General features: G+C 47.5%; 1 rRNA gene. It reads right to left on the reverse strand.

The window, feature by feature from the left end:
- Positions 1–296, reverse strand: a 23S ribosomal RNA gene (locus ACM6I5_RS19830); the annotation flags it as partial.
- Positions 297–387 lie beyond the last annotated feature (91 nt).

Genomic DNA, 387 nt, shown 5'->3' on the forward strand with positions numbered 1-387 from the left:
CGTTCCGCTAATCTCAAAGCCACTTAAGGGCTAGTCCCCGTTCGCTCGCCACTACTAAGGGAATCTCGGTTGATTTCTTTTCCTCAGGGTACTTAGATGTTTCAGTTCCCCTGGTTCGCTTCTTAAGCCTATGTATTCAGCTTAAGATACCTAACTTATGTTAGGTGGGTTCCCCCATTCAGACATCTCCGGATCAAAGTCTGTTTGCCGACTCCCCGAAGCTTTTCGCAGGCTACCACGTCTTTCATCGCCTCTGACTGCCAAGGCATCCACCGTATGCGCTTCTTCACTTGACCATATAACCCCAAGCAATCTGGTTATACTGTGAAGACGACATTCGCCGAAAATTCGCGATTAAACTCACAAATTTTACCTTAGCCTGATCCG

The organism is Pseudomonas sp. IT-P171 (assembly GCF_949767765.1).
GTDB lineage: Bacteria > Pseudomonadota > Gammaproteobacteria > Pseudomonadales > Pseudomonadaceae > Aquipseudomonas > Aquipseudomonas fluorescens_B.